Origin of the sequence: Streptomyces humidus (assembly GCF_014649655.1) — a bacterium.
Taxonomy (GTDB): domain Bacteria; phylum Actinomycetota; class Actinomycetes; order Streptomycetales; family Streptomycetaceae; genus Streptomyces; species Streptomyces humidus.
Genome location: NZ_BMTL01000030.1, coordinates 96655 through 114919 on the forward strand (window position 1 = coordinate 96655; position 18265 = coordinate 114919).

Annotated in this window: 15 protein-coding genes; 5 read left to right on the top strand and 10 right to left on the bottom strand. The window is 72.7% G+C overall.

Annotated features, from left to right (window positions below; all coding sequences use genetic code 11):
* Window position 1 precedes the first annotated feature (1 nt).
* Both IE239_RS30430 and IE239_RS30435 read left to right on the top strand, forming a co-directional pair.
* Complete coding sequence (locus tag IE239_RS30430) at window positions 2-337, top strand: chorismate mutase (protein ID WP_190152649.1); 336 nt, start codon at window positions 2-4, stop codon at window positions 335-337.
* A gap of 88 nt (window positions 338-425) precedes the next feature.
* Window positions 426-1436 carry a prephenate dehydrogenase dimerization domain-containing protein gene (locus tag IE239_RS30435; protein WP_190152650.1) on the top strand — a complete coding sequence of 337 codons (1011 nt, stop codon included), beginning with the start codon at window positions 426-428 and terminating at the stop codon, window positions 1434-1436.
* 37 nt (window positions 1437-1473) lie between these two features.
* Here IE239_RS30435 and IE239_RS30440 read toward each other — a convergent pair whose 3' ends face one another.
* The 10 genes from IE239_RS30440 to IE239_RS30485 form a co-directional block, all read right to left on the bottom strand.
* Window positions 1474-2160: an NADPH-dependent F420 reductase gene (locus IE239_RS30440; protein WP_190152651.1), complete on the bottom strand. Its 687-nt coding sequence runs from the start codon at window positions 2158-2160 to the stop codon at window positions 1474-1476.
* Between the two features lie 216 nt (window positions 2161-2376).
* Entirely contained in the window at window positions 2377-2589 is a 213-nt protein-coding gene (locus IE239_RS30445; RefSeq protein ID WP_069770515.1) for an EF-hand domain-containing protein, read from the bottom strand.
* Window positions 2590-2827: 238 nt separating this feature from the next.
* The gene (locus IE239_RS30450) at window positions 2828-4678 is read right to left on the bottom strand and encodes a M56 family metallopeptidase (protein WP_190152652.1); all 1851 of its coding nucleotides are present in this window, start codon (window positions 4676-4678) and stop codon (window positions 2828-2830) included.
* 21 nt (window positions 4679-4699) lie between these two features.
* Complete coding sequence (locus tag IE239_RS30455; protein WP_190152653.1) at window positions 4700-5194, bottom strand: hypothetical protein; 495 nt, start codon at window positions 5192-5194, stop codon at window positions 4700-4702.
* 227 nt (window positions 5195-5421) lie between these two features.
* Window positions 5422-6603 carry a YncE family protein gene (locus IE239_RS30460; protein WP_190152654.1) on the bottom strand — a complete coding sequence of 394 codons (1182 nt, stop codon included), beginning with the start codon at window positions 6601-6603 and terminating at the stop codon, window positions 5422-5424.
* Window positions 6603-7436 carry a polysaccharide deacetylase family protein gene (locus tag IE239_RS30465; protein ID WP_190152655.1) on the bottom strand — a complete coding sequence of 278 codons (834 nt, stop codon included), beginning with the start codon at window positions 7434-7436 and terminating at the stop codon, window positions 6603-6605. The genes IE239_RS30460 and IE239_RS30465 overlap by 1 nt, the downstream gene beginning before the upstream one ends.
* 231 nt (window positions 7437-7667) lie before the next feature.
* Entirely contained in the window at window positions 7668-8171 is a 504-nt protein-coding gene (locus IE239_RS30470; protein WP_190152656.1) for an ATP-binding protein, read from the bottom strand.
* 288 nt (window positions 8172-8459) lie between these two features.
* A complete protein-coding gene (locus tag IE239_RS30475; protein ID WP_190152657.1) occupies window positions 8460-9227 on the bottom strand; it encodes an enoyl-CoA hydratase/isomerase family protein in 768 nt (255 codons plus the stop codon).
* A gap of 101 nt (window positions 9228-9328) precedes the next feature.
* Window positions 9329-10573, bottom strand: coding sequence for a L,D-transpeptidase (locus tag IE239_RS30480; protein ID WP_229878402.1), 1245 nt, complete (start codon window positions 10571-10573; stop codon window positions 9329-9331).
* A gap of 180 nt (window positions 10574-10753) precedes the next feature.
* Window positions 10754-11998: a L,D-transpeptidase gene (locus IE239_RS30485; protein ID WP_190152659.1), complete on the bottom strand. Its 1245-nt coding sequence runs from the start codon at window positions 11996-11998 to the stop codon at window positions 10754-10756.
* Window positions 11999-12151: 153 nt separating this feature from the next.
* Here IE239_RS30485 and glgX point away from each other — a divergent pair, with 153 nt between their 5' ends.
* The 3 genes from glgX (at window position 12152) to IE239_RS30500 (ending at window position 18225) form a co-directional block, all read left to right on the top strand.
* A complete protein-coding gene (gene glgX / locus IE239_RS30490) occupies window positions 12152-14386 on the top strand; it encodes a glycogen debranching protein GlgX (RefSeq protein ID WP_190152660.1) in 2235 nt (744 codons plus the stop codon).
* Between the two features lie 183 nt (window positions 14387-14569).
* Window positions 14570-16351: an ABC transporter ATP-binding protein gene (locus tag IE239_RS30495; protein ID WP_190152661.1), complete on the top strand. Its 1782-nt coding sequence runs from the start codon at window positions 14570-14572 to the stop codon at window positions 16349-16351.
* Window positions 16348-18225, top strand: a complete 1878-nt coding sequence (locus IE239_RS30500) for an ABC transporter ATP-binding protein (RefSeq protein WP_190152662.1) — start codon at window positions 16348-16350, stop codon at window positions 18223-18225. The genes IE239_RS30495 and IE239_RS30500 overlap by 4 nt, the downstream gene beginning before the upstream one ends.
* Window positions 18226-18265 lie beyond the last annotated feature (40 nt).

Genomic DNA, 18265 nt, shown 5'->3' on the forward strand with positions numbered 1-18265 from the left:
GATGATCACGTCTGGAGCGGTACCCGGTGAGGCGGAGGCGGCGACGGTGCTGGGCCCCCTGCGCGACCGGCTCGACGACCTGGACCGCCGGCTGCTCGGGCTCGTCGTCGAGCGGATGGAACTCTGCCTCGACATCGCCAGGCTCAAGGCCGAGCACGGGATCCCCATGATGCAGCCCTCGCGCGTCGGGCTCGTCGTCGGCCGGGCCCGCGCCCACGCGGCCGCTCACGGCCTGCCCGAGCAGTATCTCGGCGACCTCTACGAGAGGATCGTGGCCGAGACCTGCGCCCAGGAGGACGTGCTGATGGCGGAACTGGACGGAGCCGAAGACCGGTGAGGGCCCACGTCGACGACGTCGACCCCCTCGCCCCCGGCATCGCGCGGCCCTGCTCCGGGCTGCGCGCCAGGCGGCGGGAGGACGAGGCGTGAGCGCCCCGGCCGCGGACGGAACGCGGGCGCGCCGGCGGATCGTGCTGCTGGGCGCGGGCGGCACGGTCGGCCGCTGGTACCGCGCCCACCTCACGGACGCCGGGGACACGGTGACCACGGCCGACCTCTGCGCCGGCGCCGACCACCCCGGCGACGTGCGCACGCCGTCCGCCGGTCTGCGCTCGGCCGTCGCCACGGCCGACGAGGTGGTACTCGCGCTGCCCGAGGACGTCGCCGCGGCGTGCCTGCCGTGGCTGGCCGGGGCCACGCGCCCGGAGACGGTGCTGGTGTCCACCTGCTCGGTCCAACTGCCTTTGTTCGAGGCCGCGTCGGAGCAGGGGCTCCGCGCCCCGCTGCGCGGAGTCAACCCGATGTTCTCGCCCACCCTGCCCTCCGCGGGGCAGTCCGTCGTGCTGATCGCCCCCGGGGCCGCGCCCGAGCAGCGGGCCGGAGCCGGGGCGGCGGGCGTCGTCGGCGCGGTCGGCACGGACCCTCACGTGCGGCGGATGTCCGCGCGTCTGGAGGCCGGGTCCATGACGGTCTCCGTCATGGACCCGGCCGGCCACGACGCGGCGATGTCCGTGCTCCAGGCGCTGCCGCACGCGGCGGTGCTGTCGTTCGTGGACGCGCTCCTGGCCGCGCCGGTGGACGTGCCCACCCTGATGCGGATCGCTCCGCCCCCGGCCCGCACCCTGGTGGCGCTGGCCTGTCGCATCCTGGCGGCCCCGCCCGAGATCTACTGGGACATCCAGCGGGCCAACGCGCTGGGCGGCGACCGCCGCAAGGAGTTGTCGTCCTCCCTGCTGCGGCTGGACGCGCTCGTCGACGCGGACCGGGCCGACGACTTCCGCGCCGGTCTCGCCTCGGCGGCGCGGGGCCTGGGCCCGTACGCCGCCGAGGGGGCCGAGGAGTGCCGTGAACTGTTCGAGCTGATCCAGCGGCGCAGGACCGCGCGGCACGCCGCCCCGGACGAGGCCGCCTTGGACACCGGGGACACCGGGCACTGACCCCTTCGGCGGCCGAGCCGCCCCGCCCGGCCTGCTTTCACCGCGGCTGGTGAGGAGAGACGAGTCCGCGGAACTCCTCCGGACGCCGCGGACTCGCCGCCGCCAGGGCCTCGGTGACCGCCTCGACACCGGCCCGCAGGCCGTAGACGGGGGTACCGGGCTGCTGACGCCAGGAGTCGTCGACGCCTCCCGCGTCGACGGTGTCGAAGCCGAGCTGGTCGATCAGGGCGCGCACCTTGGCCTTCGCCGCCGCGTCGTCGCCGGCGACCGGCAGCGCGATGCGGCCGGGGTCGCCGGCCGGCAGCGGGCGGTCCAGGATGTCCTGTGCGTAGGTGCCGTTGAAGGCCTTGACCACGGGATGGCCGAGCCCGCGTTCGACCCAGCGGCTCTCGGTGAGGCCCTCGTCCTCGATCGCCGCGATCCGGCCGTCGCGCTGCTGGGGGTAGTAGTTGTTGGTGTCGATGACGACCATGCCGTCGGCCGCGCCGTCCAGGATGCCGGACGGCAGGTCCGGGACCGCCTTGAGCGGGACCGTGACCACCACGATCTCGGCGTCGCGTGCCGCCTCCTCGGCGGTGACGGGGGTCGCGCCCGTCTCCTTCGCGAGGTCCGTGAGCGTCTGCGGTCCGCGGGAGTTCGCGACCGCGACGTCGTGACCGAGAGCGGTGAGACGCCGGGTGAGGTTGCCGCCGATGTTGCCCGCGCCGATGATGCCGATCTTCATGACAGGCCTTGCCTTCCGATGCGATCAGGGTCGATGAGCGATCTGTGTCCATGCACACGCATGCGTCAGACGGCGACAACACCGCGCTCCGCAGAACTGTTCCGGTTCCCTGCGGCGGCCTTCGAAACCGATGCCGCCGGAGCGCGCGTCGGGCCGACGGCATGACGAAGGGGCGCCGCACAGGCGACGCCCCCTCTCGGTTCGGCCCGGCTCAGCTCACTTGTCGAGGTGAGCCCAGAACTCGTCGAACGACAGGACCTTGTCGCCGTTGAGGTCACGGCTCTTGATGATGACCTCGGCCACCGACTCCGTGACGTTCCAGTCGCCCCCCTGGGCCAGGGCGGTCTTGAACTCGGCCGCGGTGATGTAGCCGTCGCCGTCCGTGTCGATCCGCTGGAACTGCTTGCGCGCTTCTTCGATGTCGGCCACCGATCCGCCCCTCTTGACGATGCCTTGCGGTCATACGTGCTGTCTTGCTGTCCTACTGACGCAGGTCAGATTAACGGCCCCGGGAAACGCGCAGCGCGGCGACCGCCCTGAAGAACTCCTCGTCACAGCTGCGCGGACCGGGCCGACCGGCGACGGGGCACGAAGCGGCACCCGGACGGCGAGGGACCTGCCAGGGGCCGAGGAGGCATTCCCCCCGGACAGACCACCGTCTCGGCCGCTACGGGCCGGACGCCGGACGGGAGGTCGTCGCCGGCCGGAGATCGTCGAGGCGCCCGAGGGCGACCTGGGCGGACCTGTACCACGTGAAGGCCTCCCATGCGCCGGCGGCCGGATCGTGACTTCCTGAGCGGCACTGGATCGCGTAGCCCTTGGTGGTCCACGTCAGCAGCAGCCGCCAGTTCTCAGCGCCCTCGTGCGCGGGGAAGACGGGGAATGTCAGCGTCTCGCTCATCGTCCGCTCCAGCGCGGCACAACGACGTGTCCGGCCCGAGCCGGTCGAGCGGTCCTCGGCGGCGCTGAGGGCGCCGTCCAGGCGCCGCAGCAGATCGGCGCCGCCTCCGTCGTACCAGGCCCCCACTCGCACCCGGGTGCCGGCGTCGTACCGGGGCGGTTCCGGCGGCTGCCGTACCGGCCACAGGTCGCCGAGCGAGTAGGGCCCGCTGTCACCCGTCGGTCCGTCGCCGATACCGGCGAGCGGATCGGTGACGAGGAACAAGACCGTCATCAGGGAGCCCACCGCCAGGGCACGCCTCGTCCTCGGCGCGCGATGGACACCGGCCGGCCTGCGGCTCGGGCCGTCTCCAGCCGGTGCGGCAGGCGAGAGGTCCAGAGGCTGGGGCCTGCGGCGCGGACGTATGGCGATCAAGGTGGCGACGATGAGCGGGGTCGCCAGATAGGCGAGCGATCTGACGAGGCGCTGAGGGATCGTCCCGTTGTCCAGCCAGGAGACCAGCGTGCCCAGAAGCGTCACGTACGCGGTGACGAAGAGAAGGAACTGCAGTTTGGTGCCCCCCTTGTCCGCCGCCGGCGGGTGGGTCAGCGTGTGGTGACGCTCGTCCCAGGTCGGGTGCGAGCGCCAGATCCGGGTCAGCCGTGTCCTCGTGGCGCCGGACGCACGGCTCGACCGCTGCGCGCCCCACACCGACGGGTCGGCCCCGCACGTCACCGCGTCGTGGTCGGCGACCAGTTCACGGTGCCGCAGAATGTCCGCGCGCGCGAGGTACGTCTGCACCACGAGCCCGGCGGACAGGGCGAAGGACGCGGGTCCCGGCGCGCCGCCGTCCCAGTACACACGTGCCGTCCCCAGCACGTGCTCCTGGAACGACAGCCACCCGTTCAGCAGGAGGTACGGGCCGAGCACCAGCGCCAGGAAGACCCGCCACAGGGCCACCGTGAGGTACGCGAGGTCGACGTCGCGGTTGCGCACATGGGCCAGCTCGTGGAGCACGACGGCGTCGAACCGGCTCGGGTCGGTCTGCCTGCGCACCAGCAGACCCGCGTGCAGGCATACGGTGTAGCGGCCCGCCCGGCCGAAGGTGAACGCTCCGACCGACATCGCCCGCGGATCGACCAGGAACGTGGGGGCACTGGTGGAAGGGACGCCGGCTTGCCACAAGAGCCCGGCGAGGTGGCCCGGCAGGGACTCCCGGCCGTGCGGCGCCCCGGGCGGGCCGGTGACGGCCGCCGTCTTCACCGCGTCGGCGGCGAGCAGGAGGGGGAGCCGGCCACGGCGCAGCCTCCAGCGCGGCAGCTGCCAGTACAGGGTCAGTGCGGCCGCGCACGTGAGGCAGGTGTAGGAGAGCGACGCGTACACCGCGGTCCGGGCCGCGTCCGACCGGCACCCGGCCAGGTCCGCGTGGAACTGGACTGCGAGCAGAGCACGCCATGCCGGCGTGTGCACGTCCACTCCGGCCTCCGCCGCACAGTGCGGGAGCGACGTGAGGGAGAGGAGGGTCAGCACCGACGCGCCCAGCAGCACGGTGCTGCTCGCCAGCAGCACCGTGACCAGCAGGAGAAATCTACGGGTCGAGGCACGCCCGGCGAGGTCCCGTGACTCGACGGAGGTCAAGGCTGCGCCCCCTCTGCCGGGTCAGTCGGACGTGGCTTGTCCGTCACCCTGCTGGGGCGGGTCCGGCTCGGGGCGTCGGCCGCACGCCAGCCGGGCGACGACCGCGTCCGCCAGACGCTGCGACTCCTCGGTGCCGATGCCGGCTTCGGTCGCCTTCTCGCGTATGCGCTGGTGCACCGCGTTCAACTCCTCGGCGGTCAGCGTCGGTTCGGTAAGGGACCGCGGCTGCGCAGACCGCTGCCGGAACAGGCGGCGGGCGCGCACGACGATGCCGTCCACGGTGGTTCCGACCCCACGGGAGACGAATTCGTTCAGGACGAGCCAGACGACGGGAGTGACCAGAGGGGCGACTTCGGTGAGCCCGAAGCCGAGGCCCTCCTCGTCCCTTCCGCGTCCCGCGAGCGCCGCTGTGATCTGAGCGTCGTCCAGCGGCTCCATGACGTCCAGGAGTACCAGCTCATGTGGGGACTGGTCGGCGACGACGTCCTTGACGACCGAACGCAGGGCCATGTCCATGACCGTCATGCTACGGAACCCGACCGGGGGTGTCCGGCCGTTTCGTCCTTCCGCGTCCGGGAGTGCTTTCGGTCCCGATGCTCTCCGAACGCCCGCTCAGGACCTGTCCGGCGGACCGTGCGGGGGACGCGGGGCACGGCACGCCCTTCTGCCGGCGCGCCGTGCCCCGCTCGCCCGCGCCGGTCAGCCGGCGCCGCCTCCCTCCGACGTGATCCGCCGGTCGGCCCCTAACGGAAGACGCCGGTGTGGCCGAGCGAGTAGCGGCCGGGCTGGGGGTAGACGGCGAGGCCGTGCGGTCCGCCGCCGACCTTGATGCGGGCGAGCTGGCGTCCGGTGCGGGTGTCGATGGCGTACACCTCGGAGTCGTACCGCCCCGACAGCCACAGGACCTTGCCGTCCGCCGAGACGCCGCCCATGTCGGGGCTGCCGCCCTGCGGGAGGCGCCACTTCTTCGTGAGCGCGTTCGCGGGAAAGTCGAAGACGGAGACGGTGCCCTCGCCCCGGTTGGACACGTACATCTCGCGCGAGTCGCGGCTGACGTACAGCCCGTGGCAGCCCTTGCCGGTGTGCAGGAACGCCGGTTTGCCGAACGTGTCGCCGTCGACGATCCACATCCCGTCGGCCTTCATGTCGGCGACGTAGAAGCGCTTCCCGTCGGGCGAGACCTTGACGTCCTGCGGCATCGCGCCCTGGAACGGCAGCTTCTGCTGTCCGACGACCTTCATCTTCTCGGTGTCGACCTTGAGCAGCTCTCCGCTGAACTCGCAGGACACGATGAAGTACCTCCCGTCGAGCGAGAAGTCGGCGTGGTTGACGCCGTAGCAGGTGACCGGTTCCGTCTTGATGCGCTTCATGGTGTGCGGGTCGCGGAAGACGAGCTCGCGGTCGAGCGAGGCCATGACGACGGCGTACTTGCCGTCGGGCGTGAAGTAGAGGTTGTAGGGGTCGTGCACCTCGACCGACTTGCCGGTCTTTCCCGTTCTGGGGTCGATGGGGGTGAGGGTGTTCCCGCGGTCGTTGTTGACCCACAGCGTCTTCAGGTCCCAGGAGGGCACGACGTGCTGCGGCTGCCGCCCCACCCGGAGGGTCTCGGTCACCTGGTACGTCCGCGGGTCGATGACCGAGACGGTGTCGGACTCGGTGTTGGGGACGTAGACCCGGGACGGGAAGTCGCGGACCACCGGGGAGAGCCGGTTCGGGCGGTCGGCTGCGTAGACGTCCTTCGGGTCCAGCACCGGCGGCATGCCGGGCAGCCCGTCGACGGCCGGTTTCTTCACGGCCTTCTTCGCCGGCGCGGGGACCGCGGCCCTGGTGGCGCCGTCCGGGCCGTCCTTGGTCCCGCCGCAGGCGGCGAGGACGGCGAGCGCCGCGCCGGCGAGCAGGGTGCGTTTCACGAGGTTCGGGTGCATCAGCCGATCAGCTCCGTGGCAGTGACCGCGCGCAGGCGGCGGCGGGCGAGTTCGTCCAGCAGGACGGGGAGGGCGGCGACCGTGTCCGGGTAGCCGAAGTGCAGGCTCACGACGGACCCGTTGCGGATCCCGCCGAGGACGTTGCGGGCGACGGCGGGGGCGCCGGGCGAGGTGAAGTCGAGGGAGTCGACGTCGTAGGAGAGGACGTGCGGGTAGCCGGCGCGCCGGGCCAGCCGCTCGACGAGCGGGGAGGCGCGGGCGGCGCGGGAGGGACGGAACCAGGTGCCGACGGACCCGGTGAGCCTGCGCAGCCGCTCGGCGCACCCGGCGATCTCGGCCGTCGCCCCGGCCTCGGACATCGCGTTGACGTCGAGGTGGCGCTGGGTGTGGTTGCCGAGGTCGTGGCCGCCGTCGAGGACCCGGCGGGCGATGCCGGGGTGTTCGTCGAGCCAGGTCCCGACGGCCAGCACGGTGACCCGCGCGCCGTGCCGTTCGGCCTCGTCGAGGAGGGCGCGGGCGACGGCGGGGTCGCCCTGGCCGTGGAAGGTGAGGGCGACGCGGGGACGGTCGCGGGGACCGTTCTCGATCTGGACGGGCTGCCGGGGGAAGGCGCGCGGGGAGGGCGCGGCGAGGACGCGGCCCGTCGTCCCGGACGTGACGGGCGCGGAGGCGGCAGGCGCGGAGCCCGGAGGGGCGGACCCGGACGCGGGGGTGCGGCGGGCGGCGACGGCGCCGGAAGGGGCCCCGGAGGGCGAGCACGCGGCCGCGATCGCGCCTCCGGCGACGAGCCCGGCGCCCGCCCGCAACGCGGAACGACGGTCGGATGTGGTCATCCACCCCATTTAAGGTGCGATATGCCGCAATTCTGGCCATTGACGCAGCCTGCCGCCCGACGCCTTACCCGTTCCTTGCCCGCGCGCGCCGGCCCGCCACCCCCGGCCGACCCGCATCCCACCGGCTCCCCGTCGGCTCCCCACCGGCCCTTCCGGGCCCTCGGGTCGCCCTCCCGCCGGCCTTCCGCCCGCGGTTCGCCCCGCCGCGCCCGGTCGCCGAACACCGGCCGTCTACCGGTCGGCGACCCGCATCTCGAACCAGGTCGTCTTCCCCCGGGGCAGCAGGTCGACGCCCCAGCGGTCGGACAGCCTGTCGACGAGGAACAGGCCCCGGCCGCTGACGTCGAGCTCCTGAACCGGCATCAGACAGGGCAGGCCCCGGGAGGGGTCGCGGACCTCGACGCGGATCCAGCCGCGCCGCCGCCGCATCCGCAGGCCGAAGACGCGGGCGCCGGTGTGCCGTACGGCGTTGCCGACGAGTTCGGAGACGAGCAGGACCGCGTCCTCGGTCATCCTGGGGGTCAGTCCCCACTGCCGCAGGACGACCACCTGAGCCAGTCGGCGGGCGGTGGCGGCGGACTCGGGGCGGGACGGCAGCGAGACCTCGCCCTCCGTGGGGTTTCCGAACAACTCCAGCGCCCTGAGCGCCCGTTCGTCCTCGACCGCAGGCGACCAGCGCGCCGCGGTCGCACGGCTCTGTCCCCGCGGCTGTTCGATGCCCTCCAGCCCCGCCATGCCCCCCATCATGGCGGCCCGCCAGGGCCTCCGGGGCCGTTCCGCCGGAATACACCCCGCGGACGCGAGCCCTCCCCGGAAGGCCCACGACATATGCCGGAGGCATGGTGATCATCGACTCACCTGCACCGAGCTGCGAGGACGGCTCACCCGGGGACGATCGGCGGAACTCCTCGACAAGGCGGCCTTAAGGTCGCCTTAAGGTTCCCATAACCGCCCCTACGAGGGATCCGGGTGAGACGTCTCGTCAATTGCAAGTGTTTTCAGTGAGTCGAAAAGAGACGTCACTCACAGGAACTTGGCCTTGCCCGGGCCCTCCTCCACGAAGCTGCGCATGCCGGTCTCGCGGTCGGGGGTCGCGAAGAGGCCCGCGAACCAGTTGCGTTCGACCGCCAGCCCCGTCTCGATGTCCGTCTCCAGACCGGTGTCGACCGACTCCTTGGCGGCGCGCAGCGCGATCGCCGGCCCCCGCGCCAGCCTGGCGGCCCAGGCATGCGCCTCGGTGTACACGTCGGCGGCCGGCACGACCCGGTCCACCAGGCCGAGGGCCAGCGCCTCGTCGGCCTTCACCATGCGGCCCGTGAAGATCAGGTCCTTCGCCTTCGAGGGGCCGATCAGCCGGGCGAGCCGCTGGGTGCCGCCCGCGCCGGGGATCAGCCCCAGCTGGATCTCCGGCTGGCCCAGCTTCGCGTTGTCCCCGGCGATCCGGAAGTCCGCGCAGAGCGCGAGCTCGCAGCCGCCGCCCAGCGCGTATCCGGTGACGGCCGCCACGACCGGCTTGGGGATGCGGGCCACGGCGGTGAAGGAGTCCTGCAGGGCGCGGGCCCGCAGCACCATCGCGGTGTGGTCCATGGCCTGCATCTCCTTGATGTCCGCGCCCGCCGCGAACACCTTCTCCCCGCCGTACACGACGACCGCGCGGACGTCGTCACGACGGGCGGCCTCCTCGGCGAGTTCCCTGAGACGGTCCTGGGTGGCCACGTCGAGCGCGTTCATGGGCGGGCGTTCGAGGCGGAGCGTGCCGACGCCTTCGGCGACTTCGAGATTCACGGTCATGCCAGCAGGTTAACCATCACTAACGCCGGCGGGCCCGGTGCCGTGGATCACAGCACCGGGCCCGCCGGGGAGAGCCCGCGCCCTCGCCGGGTCTGCCGTCCCTACTTCTTCCACTCCGCCCACGGGATGTTCCAGCCGTTGAGGCCGTTGGACGGGTCGACGGTGGGATCGGTGGAGTTCTTCACGACCACCACGTCGCCGACCATCGAGTGGTTGAAGAACCACGCGGCCGCGACGGAGCTGTCGTAACCGCCGCGCACGTCGCGCAGGCCGATGCAGCCGTGGCTGGCGTTGTAGTTGCCGAAGGCGTCGCCGCCCCAGTAGTTGCCGTGCACGAAGGTGCCGGAGTTCGTCAGGCGGATGGCGTGCGGGACGTCCTTGATGTCGTACTCGCCGTCGTAGCCGACCGTGTCGCCGTTCATCCTGGTCACGGTGAACTTCTCGCTCATGACCATCTGGCCGTTCCAGGTCGCGTAGCCCGGCTTGCCGGTGGTGACCGGGATGGTCCTGACGACCTTGCCGCCCTGCGTGACCTTCATCGTGTGCTTCTTGGCGTCCACCACGGACACCTGGTCGCGGCCGATGGTGAAGGAGACGGTCTTGGACTGCTTGCCGTAGACGCCCTTGCGGCCCTCGACGCCGTCCAGGTTCATCTCGACCGTCACCTTGGTGCCGGCCTTCCAGTACTTCTCGGGGCGGAAGTCGAGGCGGTCGTTGCCGAACCAGTGGCCCTCGACCTCGACGGCCGGCACGGTCGTGATCCGGATGGCCTTCTCGACGTCGTCCGGCTTGGTGATGCCGCGCGTGAAGTTCACCGAGAACGGCATGCCGACGCCGACCGTCGAGCCGTCCTCGGGGGTGAAGTTGCCGATGAAGGTGTTCTGCGGGCTCAGTGTGGTGAACGTCGAGTCCTCGGCGGCCGTGCGGCCCGCGGAGTCCTTCGCGACCGCGTGCACCTGGTACGCGGTGGACGCGGCCAGGTGGGTGGCGGGCGTCCAGCCGGCGCCGTCGGCCGAGATCGCGCCGTCGATCTTCCGGCCCCTGGTGTCCTTGACGGTCACCTCGGTCAGCTTGCCCTTGGCCGCGGTGACCTTGAGGGCTCCGCTGGTGTCGACGCCCTTGGCGCCGGTCTTCGGGGCGATGGTGACGACCGCCTCCGACTGCTTGCTCTCCGCGGCGGCCGTGGCGCCCTTGTCGGCGCCGGCCTTCCCGTCGGACCCGGAGCCGGCACCGCCGCCGCACGCCGTGAGAGCGACGAGCATTCCGCCGGTTATCAGCGCCAGCCGCCTGTCGCGGCCACGTGAGCGCCCCCCAACCGACGCCCCCGGTATCGGTCGCACGTTCAAAGTCGTTCTCCCCACTCCCCCGGGCCCTCCCCGGGCCGCACAGCGACGCGTCCCCCGCGTTCGCCGCATATTAACCACAAGGTCAGCGGCCTGAACGAGCCGGGAATGTCACCGTTCAGTCCCAACTTGGACCATGGACGGCGGGGAAGGCCGCACCCGGGGGCGGGGAGTCGGGCCGGGTCAGCCCACGGGGCCGGCCGTCCACTCCTTCCAGGTCATGTTCCAGCCGCCGAGGCCGTTGTCGGGGGCGACCCGCTTGTCCTTGCTGTGCACGACCTCGACGACGTCGCCGATCAGGCTGCGGTCGAAGAACCACCCCGCGGGCGTGTCCGAGGCGCCGCCCCTGACGTCCCTGAGGCCGACGCAGCCGTGACTGACGTTGGCATGGCCGAAGACCTCGTCGTCCGCCCAGTAGTTGCCGTGCAGGAAGGTGCCGGAGCTGGTCAGGCGCATGGCGTGCGGTACGTCCGGGATGTCGTACTCGCCCTTGCCGTCCGCCTTCCTGAAGCCGACCGTGGCGCCGTTCATCCGGGTCAGCTCCAGCATCTCGCTCACCACCATCCTGCCGTTGTACGTGGTGTTCTCCGGCGCCCCGGCCGTGATCGGGACGGTGGCCAGCAGCTCCCCGTCGCGCCGCACCTGCATGGTGTGCTCGGCCGCGTCGACCAGCGACGTCTGGCTGCGGCCGACGGTGAACGAGAACGACTTCTGCTGCAGCCCGTAGACGCCGGGCGCGCCTTCGACGTCCCGCAGCCCCAGCGCGACGGTGACCCGGGTGCCGGGCTTCCAGTACTCCTCGGGACGGAAGTCGAGCCGGCCGTTGCCGAACCAGTGGGGCCGGACCTCCACCGGCGGCTGCGCCGTGACCCGGACGGCGCGCTCGACCGCCTTCCGGTCCGCGATCTCCCGGCTGAACTCCAGCGAGACGATCATCCCGGTGCCGACGGTGGAGCGGTCCTCGGGGGTGACGTAGCCGATGAAACGCTTGTCGGGGACGAGCGTGCTGAACGTCGTGTGGCGGGCCGAGCGGTCGCCGTCGCCGTCCAGGGCCACGACGTCCACGACGTAGCGGGCGGCGAGACCGAGCCGGTCGTCGTCCGGCCGCCAGCTCATGCCGTCCGCGGCGATCCTGCCCTTCACCTCCGTCTCCTCCGCGTCCTGCGATCGGACGACCTTCACCGACTCCAGCCGCCCGTCGGGCACCCGCACCCGCAGGCTCTCCCCGGGCCGCACGCCCTTGGCGCCGTCCTGCGGGGTGACGCGGATGACGTCCTCGGGGGCCGGCGGTTTGCCGAGCATCCGGTCGAGTCCGCTCCGGCTGTCGCCGCCGGTGCAGCCGGCGGCCCCGGCCAGTAGTCCTGCCCATGTCAGTACGGCGGCCAGTGCGACCCCCGCGCGCCGTGCGCGCCCATGTACGTGCCTCACGGCGTGTCCAACGACCGGGCACGCCCCGGGGAAACGTGAGTGCGAGGGCCGCTCTGGGCAGGAATGGGGGGAGGACGACACGATGGGGCGCCGCGGCCGGGACACCGCGCGCTCTTTTCCCACGTCGTCCCACGAGCCGCGGGAGGCTGAACGGTGTCCAGCGCAGCCGAGCAGGAGGCGGTGGCGGCCCAGCGCGCCACGCCGGCCATCGTCGTGAACGGTGCGCCGCGCAAGGTGCCGGGCCCACCCGTGCGGCCGGGTGCGCCGACGCCCCTGGGCGCCCGTTTCAGGGTCGGCCCGGACGGGGTCGCGGGCACCAACTTCGCCCTGTGGGCGGGCGGGGCGGAGGCCGTCGACCTGTGCCTGTTCGACGAGGCCGGACGAGAGACCCGCGCCCGGCTCACCGAGCTGACGCACGAGATCTGGCACGGCTTCGTGCCCGGGATCATGCCGGGCCAGCGCTACGGCTACCGGGTGCACGGCCGCTGGGACCCGTGGACCGGCGGCCGCTGGAACCCGGCCAAGCTGCTCCTCGACCCCTACGCCCGCGCGGTGGACGGCGAGTTCGCCCTGCCCGCGGAGGTCTACGGGCACGTCCGCGACTGGCCCCAGCAGCAGGTCGCCGACACCGTGCGCGACGAACGGGACTCCGCGCCCCACGTGCCCAAGGGCGTCGTCGTGCACGACGACGACGACTGGGCCGACGACCGCCGCCCGAAGACCCCGTGGGCGGACTCGGTGATCTACGAGCTGCATGTGCGCGGCTTCACCCGGCTGCACCCGGAGATCCCCCGGGAACTGCGCGGCACCTATGCCGGACTGGCCCATCCGGCGGCCGTGGACCACCTGGTGAAGCTGGGCGTGACGGCGGTCGAGCTGCTGCCCGTGCACCAGTTCGCGCACGAGGACCATCTGCTGCGCCGCGGCCTGAAGAACTACTGGGGCTACAACTCGATCGGCTACTTCGCCCCGCACGCCGCCTACTCGGCCTCCGGGACGACGGGGCAGCAGGTCGGCGAGTTCAAGCGGATGGTGCGCACGCTGCACGCGGCCGGGATCGAGGTGATCCTCGACGTCGTCTACAACCACACGGCGGAGGCAGGCGAGCTCGGTCCGACCCTGTCGCTGAAGGGCATCGACAACCGCGGCTACTACCGCCTGCAGCCCGACGCCCGCCGCTACGCCGACTACACGGGCTGCGGGAACACCCTGCACGTGGTCCAGCCGCACGTGCTGCGGCTGATCACCGACTCGCTGCGCTACTGGGTGACGGAGATGGGCGTCGACGGCTTCCGCTTCGACCTGGCGGCGGCGCTGGCCCGCTCCATGCACGACGTCGACATGCTGTCCCCGTTCCTGGCGGTGATCGCGCAGGACCCGGTGCTGCGCCGGGTGAAGCTCATCGCGGAGCCGTGGGACGTGGGCGCGGGCGGCTATCAGGTGGGCGCCTTCCCGCCGCTGTGGACGGAGTGGAACGACCGCTACCGCGACACCGTGCGCGACTTCTGGCGGCACGCGCTGCCCGACGTGCGGGAGATGGGCTACCGGCTGTCGGGGTCGAGCGACCTGTACGCCTGGGGCGGCAGGCGGCCCTACGCGTCGGTCAACTTCGTCACCGCGCACGACGGTTTCACCCTGCGCGACCTGGTGTCCTACGAGCGCAAGCACAACGAGGCCAACGGCGAGGGCAACCGGGACGGCACGGACGACAACCGCTCCTGGAACGGCGGCGCCGAGGGCGAGACGGCCGACGAGGACGTACGGGCGCTGCGGCGGCGGCAGGTGCGCAACCTGCTCACGACCCTGCTGCTGTCGACGGGCGTGCCGATGCTGGTCGCGGGCGACGAACTCGGGCGGACCCAGCGGGGCAACAACAACGCCTACTGCCAGGACAACGAGATCAGCTGGGTGGACTGGGGGCTGCTGGAGGACCCGGGCTGGCGGGCCCTGTTCGACCTCACCTCCCGGCTGATCGCACTGCGCCACCGCCACCCGGTGCTGCGCCGCCGCGCCTTCTTCTCCGGCCGGGCGCACTCGGCGGACGGCCTGCGGGACCTGGCGTGGTTCACGGAGCGGGGAACGGAGATGACGGAGGGGGACTGGTACGCGCCCGCCGCGACCCTGGGGATGTACCTGTCGGGGCGGGACATCCCCGGCCGGGACGAGCGGGGCGCCCCGATCACCGACGACAGCTTCCTCGCCGTCCTGCACGCCGGGGACCGGCCGGTGGACTTCCGTCTGCCGGGGCCGCCGTGGGCGGACCGGTACGAGGTGGTCGTCGACACCTCCCGTGAGGAACAGGGTGACGCGCCGGGGGTGACACTGCCGGCGGGGACCGCGGTGACGGCGCCGGGGCGGTCGGTGCTGCTGCTGCGGGTGGCGGGCTGAGGCGACGCGCCCGCCCCGATCGCGGGGAGCCTGCCGGCGGCGCCGCCACCCGGACGGGCGTCGGCCGATCGGTGGACGCGCCGGTGCGCCCCCTCGGACACGCAGGTCGTAGGACCTGCGCCCGAGCCCGTTCGGGCCGAAACTCGGTGGGCGATGCCGGTGCCGGTCCGTAGGCTCGCGGTGATGGCCGAGACACGTGCAACCACCGCCCCCGACCGCTCCGCCGTACGGTCCCTGCTGCGCCTGTGGCCGTACGTGCGCCCCGTACGGCTGCGGCTGTTCACGGCCGCCCTCGTCGCCGTGCTGGCCTCCTGCACGGGGCTGGTGATCCCGCTGGTGCTGAAGTGGATGGTGGACGGTCCGGTGGCGGACCGGGACACGGCCGGGATCTGGCTGGGCGCGTTCTTCCTGCTGCTGCTCGGCCTCGTGGAGGCGCTGCTGTTCGGGATGCGGCGCTGGCTGGTGGCGCGTCCGCTGGCGCATGTCGAGGCGGAGATGCGGGCGGAGCTGTACGCGCGGCTGCAGCGGCTGCCGGTGGCCTTCCACGACCGGTGGGCGTCGGGCCAGCTGCTCTCGCGGGCGACGGCCGATCTCGGGCTGGTCCGGATGTTCCTCGCCTTTCCCCTGACGTTCCTGCTGGTCAACTCGGTGACGATCGTCTTCGGCGTCGTCGTCATGCTTCTGCAGGACTGGACGCTGGGGCTGGTCGTCCTCGGGCCCGCCCTACCCGTCGTCGTGATGTGCGTGTACTTCGAGCGCCGGTACGCGGTCATGGCGCGCCGCGCGCAGGACCAGGTCGGCGACCTGACGACGGTGGTCGAGGAGAGCGTCCTCGGCATCCGGATCATCAAGGGCTTCGGCCGGCACCGCACGCAGGCGCGGGCCTTCCGGGAGCTGTCCTCGACGCTGCGCGGCACGGAGCTGGCCAAGGCCCGGCTGCTGGCCACGATCTGGGCCGTCATCGTGACGCTGCCCGAACTGGCCGTCGGCGCCGCGCTGGTGCTGGGCTCCGTGCAGGTCGCGGACGGCGACCTGTCCGCGGGCACCCTGGTCGCCTTCCTGTCCACCGCGCTCGCGCTGCGCTGGCCCGTCGACTCGATCGGGTTCCTGCTGGCGATGAGCCAGGAGGCGGCGACGGCGACCGAGCGGTACTTCGAGGTGATGGACGAGGAGCCGGAACAGGACGCCGCGGTGCGGTCGGACCCGGCGCCCGACGCCGGACTGCGGTTCGACGGCGTCGTCTTCCGCTACCCGGACGCCGACCCCGGCTCCCGGCCCGTCCTCGACGGCGTCGACCTGCACGTCCGCCCCGGCGAGTCGATGGCCCTGGTCGGGGCGACCGGCAGCGGCAAGACCACCCTCACGGCCCTCGTCCCCCGGCTGCACGAGGTGACGGCGGGGCGCATCACCCTCGACGGTGAGGACGTCGCCGCGCTGCCCCGCGAGGAACTCCGCGCGCGGGTCGCCGTCGCTTTCGAGGAGCCCACTCTGTTCTCCGCGAGCGTCGGGGAGAACGTCCTGATGGGCGCCGACGACCGGGCGGGCGCCGTCGAGCTGGGGCGGGCGCTGGCCGTGGCGCAGGCCGAGTTCGTGCACGCCCTGCCGCAGGGCGCCGACACCCTGGTCGGCGAACAGGGGCTCAGTCTCTCCGGCGGGCAGCGGCAACGCCTCGCGCTGGCCAGAGCCGTGGTCGGCCGGCCCCGGTTCCTCGTCCTCGACGATCCGCTCTCCGCGCTGGACGTGCACACCGAGGCCGCCGTGGAGGCCGCGCTGCGGCAGGTCCTCGCCGACACCACCGCGCTGATCGTCGCCCACCGCCCGTCCACCGTGCTCCTCGCCGACCGGGTGGCCCTGCTGTCCGGGGGCCGGATCGCCGCCGTCGGCACCCACCACGAACTGCTGCGCGACAACCCCGAGTACGCCCACCTCATGTCAGGAACAGGCCGCCAGGAGGACGACCGATGACCGCCCCCGCCACCTCCTCCCCCACGACCACGACACCGGCCACGACCGACGACGGGCCGGGGCAGCCGGGCCCGAGGGCCGCTGAGGATCCCTTCGACAAGGACGTCCTGCCCACCCCGCCCGGCGCCACCGGCGCGCTGCTGCGCTCCCTGCTGGCCCCGCTGCGGGCGCGCGTCGCCCTCACCACGCTTCTGCTGCTGCTCCAGCAGGCGGCCGTGCAGGCGGGCCCGCTGCTGGTGGCCTACGCCATCGACCGGGCCGTGCCCGCGTGGCGGTCGGACGACCACGGGCCGCTGGCCGCGGCGGGCGTCGGCTACCTGCTGTGCGCGCTGGCCTCCGGCGGACTCCAGTACGCGTTCCTGATCGCCTCCGCCCACGTCAGCCAGGACGTGCTGCTCGACCTGCGCGGCCGGATCTTCCGGCACGCACAGGCGCTGAGCCTGGACTTCCACGAGCGCTACACCTCGGGCCGGCTCATCTCCCGCTCCACCAGCGACGTGGAGGCCCTGCGCGAGCTCCTCGAGGAGGGCCTCCAGGAACTCGTCTCGGTGGTGCTGTCCTTCCTGTTCATCTCCGCGATGCTGCTCTGGCTGGACCTGGGCCTGGGCGCCGTCGCGGTCGCGTCGTTCGTGCCGCTGTATCTCCTGGTCCGGCTCTACCAGCGGCGCGCCGGCCGGGTGTTCACGGCCCGGTCCACCGCGATCGCGGCCGTGATCGTGAAGTTCGTGGAGACGATGAACGGGATCCGGCCGGTGCGCGCCTTCCGCCGCGAGGCGGTCAACGAGGCCGGGTTCCGGGTCCTGAACCACCGGCACGAACGCCGCAACGGCGACGCGCTGCTGGAGATGGCCCGGTACGTCGTCGGCTCGCGGCTGGTCGCCAACGCGGCGGTCGCGCTGATCGTGCTGTGGGGCGCCACCCGGGTCGCGGACGGCTCGCTGGAGCTGGGCGTGCTGGCGGCGGCGGTGCTGTACCTGCGGCGGCTGTACGACCCGATAGACCGGCTCGGCATGTTCCTGAACTCCTACCAGTCGGCCGCCGCCTCGCTGGAGAAGATCGCGGGGCTGCTCGCGCAGACGCCGTCCGTGCCGGAGCCGTCCACGCCGAGGGAACTGCCCGCGCCCAGGAGCGATCTGCCCGGCCGCGAGGTCGTCTTCGACGGGGTCTCCTTCGGCTACCGCACGGGCGGCGAGGTCCTTCCCCGCTTCGACCTGGTCCTGCCCGCCGGGCAGACGGTCGCCGTGGTGGGCTCCACCGGCGCCGGCAAGTCCACGCTGGCCAAGCTGCTCGCCCGCTTCTACGACCCGTCCGCGGGCCGGGTGCTGCTGGACGGGGTCGACCTGCGCGAGCTGCCCATGCCCGAACTGCGGCGCGGGGTGGTGATGGTGACGCAGGAGGCGTTCCTGTTCTCCGGGACGGTCGCGGAGAACATCGCCATCGGACGGCCGGACGCGTCCCGGGAGGACATCGAGCGGGCGGCGAAGGCGATCGGCGCGCACGAGTTCGTCAGCGCCCTGCCGGACGGCTACGACACGGACGTCCGCAAGCGCGGCGGCCGCATCTCGGCCGGGCAGCGCCAACTCGTCGCGTTCGCCCGGGCGTTGCTCGCCGATCCGGCGGTGCTGATCCTCGACGAGGCGACCAGCTCGCTCGACGTGCCGGGCGAGCGGGCCGTGCAGGCGGCGATGACGACGGTGCTGCGGGGCCGCACGGCCGTGGTGATCGCGCACCGGCTGTCGACCGTGGAGATCGCCGACCGCGTGCTCGTCATGGAGCACGGCCGGATCGTCGAGGACGGCACTCCGGCCGAACTCGTCGACGGCGCGGGCCGCTTCGCGGACCTGCACCGCGCCTGGCGCGACAGCCTGGCCTGACCCGAGCTGCGCGAACAGGCGCCGACCGGCACGAACCGCC